General features: G+C 62.0%; 3 protein-coding genes. 2 read left to right on the forward strand and 1 reads right to left on the reverse strand.

The genetic code is table 11. The features are described 5' to 3' along the window. Together ACESMD_RS12620 and ACESMD_RS12625 are read left to right on the forward strand one after the other, a co-directional pair. Positions 1-849, forward strand: an 849-nt coding sequence (locus ACESMD_RS12620) for a PP2C family protein-serine/threonine phosphatase (protein ID WP_372613689.1), incomplete at its 5' end; no start/stop codon positions are given. Then, complete coding sequence (locus ACESMD_RS12625; RefSeq protein ID WP_372613691.1) at positions 836-1345, forward strand: STAS domain-containing protein; 510 nt, start codon at positions 836-838, stop codon at positions 1343-1345. The genes ACESMD_RS12620 and ACESMD_RS12625, both read left to right, overlap by 14 nt. Before the next feature lie 28 nt (positions 1346-1373). Here the strand turns inward: ACESMD_RS12625 and tal are convergent, their stop codons facing one another. Then, positions 1374-2312, reverse strand: a complete 939-nt coding sequence (tal, locus tag ACESMD_RS12630; protein ID WP_372613693.1) for a transaldolase — start codon at positions 2310-2312, stop codon at positions 1374-1376. Between the last annotated feature and the right edge of the window lie 88 nt (positions 2313-2400).

Below are 2400 nucleotides of genomic sequence, written 5' to 3' on the forward strand. Positions count from 1 at the left end.
GACCGCGAGCGGCTGGCCCAGCTCAACGTGCACCTGGAAGAGCTCAACGAGAGCCTGGAAACTCACCTGGCCATGTTGCGTATGGACCAGCAGGCCGGCGGGCAGATCCAGCGCAAGCTGTTGCCGCCCCGGCCGCAGAAGGTGGGGGGGATCAGCTGTGACTATTGGCTGGCGCCTTCGCTCTACCTGTCCGGCGATTTTCTCGACTTTCAGTCCTACAACGAGCGTTTCAGCCTTTTCTACTTCGCCGATGTCTCGGGTCACGGTGCCTCATCGGCCTTCGTTACCGTGTTGTTGAAGACCCTTTCCAACCGCTGGCAGGGAGAGTGGGATGGCAGCCACCCGGAAGCCCTGCCCTCACACTGGCTGGCGGAACTGAACCGTGAGCTCATCGATGCCGGGATCGGCAAGCATGCGACGCTCTTCGTCGGGGTGATTGACCATGAGCGTCGCTATCTGCACTATTCGCTGGGGGCACAGCTGCCCATGCCGTTGATGGTGGCCGATAACAGGGTCCACCCCCTGGCCGGGGAGGGCATGCCGGTGGGGCTCTTTCCCGATGTGACCTATCCCGTCCTGGGATGCGAGTTACCGGAGAATTTCAGCCTGTGGCTGTGTTCGGATGGAATACTGGAATGCCTGCCGGGTGAAACGCTCGACATGCGGCTCAAGGATCTCGAGCAACGGGTATTGACCAGCAGGACACTGCTTGATCTGCGCAGCAGCTTGCACCTGCAGAATATACCCGAGGATGACGAGGCCATCGTCGAGGATGGCCCGGGACCCGAGAAGCTACCCGATGATGTGACAATCATGTTGTTGAGCGGATTTGCCAATGATGATTCATGAGGGCCGTATCAAGGCGGCGTTCGATTCCGGTGTCTTCCTGCTGAAGCTGTCCGGGGACGTCAGGTTGACCTTGTGTGCCACCCTGGACAACCAGGCCAGGCAACTCGCCGAGACGCCTGGTCTTCAGGCGGTGCTGATCGACCTCCGTGAGGCGAGCAATGTGGATTCTACCGCCCTGGGCTTCCTGGCCAAGGTGGCCATGGCCGTTCAGGGCAAGCTCGAGCAGCCCCCCACGATCATTGCCGACAATCCCGATGTCCGCCGCATGCTCGATGTCATGGGATTTGCTCGATATTTCACCCTGATGGATGCCCCCATCACCGAGCCTGCGAAACTGCGGGACCTGACCGTGGTGCCCGCCGATGAGGAGGGCATGCGGAAGCGTATCCTCGAGGCACACCGCATCCTGATGCACATGAACGAACATAACCGCGAGGAATTCCAGCCCCTCGTGGAGATGCTCGAGGCCCAGGAGGCCTCCCCCCACCACCCTTGATTCCCACCCATGCGGGTCCCGGTGCGCATTATCTCTTGCGCAATTCCCCCAGCAGAGCCTCCAGCTTGCGCTGGTCATCCATGAACTTGCGAATGCCTTCCGCGAGCTTTTCGGTGGCCATGGGATCCTCGTTCATCGCCCAGCGGAAGTTCGCCTCATCCAGCGGTTCCCGTGGCTGGGTCTCGGCATCCCGCGGAACGAGACGCCGCTCGAGCGAGCCGCGTGTATCGGCCAGTTCCCCCAGCAGAGCGGGGGAGATGGTCAAGCGGTCACAGCCGGCGAGCGCCTTGATCTCCCCCGAATTGCGGAAGCTGGCGCCCATCACTACGGTCTCGAAACCATGGCCCTTGTAGTATTCATAGATCCGCCTGACCGATTGCACGCCAGGGTCCTGGTCACCGCTGAAGTCGGCCTCGGGGTCGTGTGCCTTGTGCCAATCGAGGATACGACCCACGAAAGGGGAGACCAGGGTGACGCCGGCATCGGCACAGGCCTGGGCCTGGGTGAAGCTGAACAGCAGGGTGAGGTTGGTATGAATGCCTTCCCGCTCGAGTCGGCTAGCCGCGCGGATGCCTTCCCAGGTGGAGGCCACCTTGATCAGGATGCGCTCGGGGCCGACGCCGTGACGGCCATAGCGTTCGATCAATGAATGAGCTCGCGCCAGGGTGCCCTCGACATCGAAGGACAACCGAGCGCTGACCTCGGTGGAGACATGCCCGGGAACCAGGCCGCTGATCTCGCTGCCAATCTCCACCGCCACGGCATCCAGGGCATCGTCGATATCGGTGGCCTGACGAGCGACTTCGGCGAGACGCACTCGACGTTCCTCCTGCTGGGTCGCCTGCAGGATCAGGGAGGGGTTGGTGGTGGCATCGGTAGGCTGAAAGCGACGAATCGCCTCCAGGTCGCCTGTATCGGCCACCACGGTGGTCATTTGCTTGAGTTGCGATAGCAGGTCATCTGCCATGGGGGTGGGCTCCAGGTGTCGGCGTTGGGACCGCCTCATCTTACCAAGCGAGGCTGTCAGCCCGCCTAATTCACCGGACTGAGGCAGA

Source organism: Halomonas sp. (genome assembly GCF_041689495.1).
GTDB lineage: Bacteria > Pseudomonadota > Gammaproteobacteria > Pseudomonadales > Halomonadaceae > Halomonas.

Coding starts and splice junctions, on each gene's coding strand:
- ACESMD_RS12625 (WP_372613691.1), top strand. CDS start 836: ATGATGATTCATGAGGGCCGTATCAAGGCGGCGTTCGATTCCGGTGTC.
- tal (WP_372613693.1), bottom strand. CDS start 2,312: ATGGCAGATGACCTGCTATCGCAACTCAAGCAAATGACCACCGTGGTG.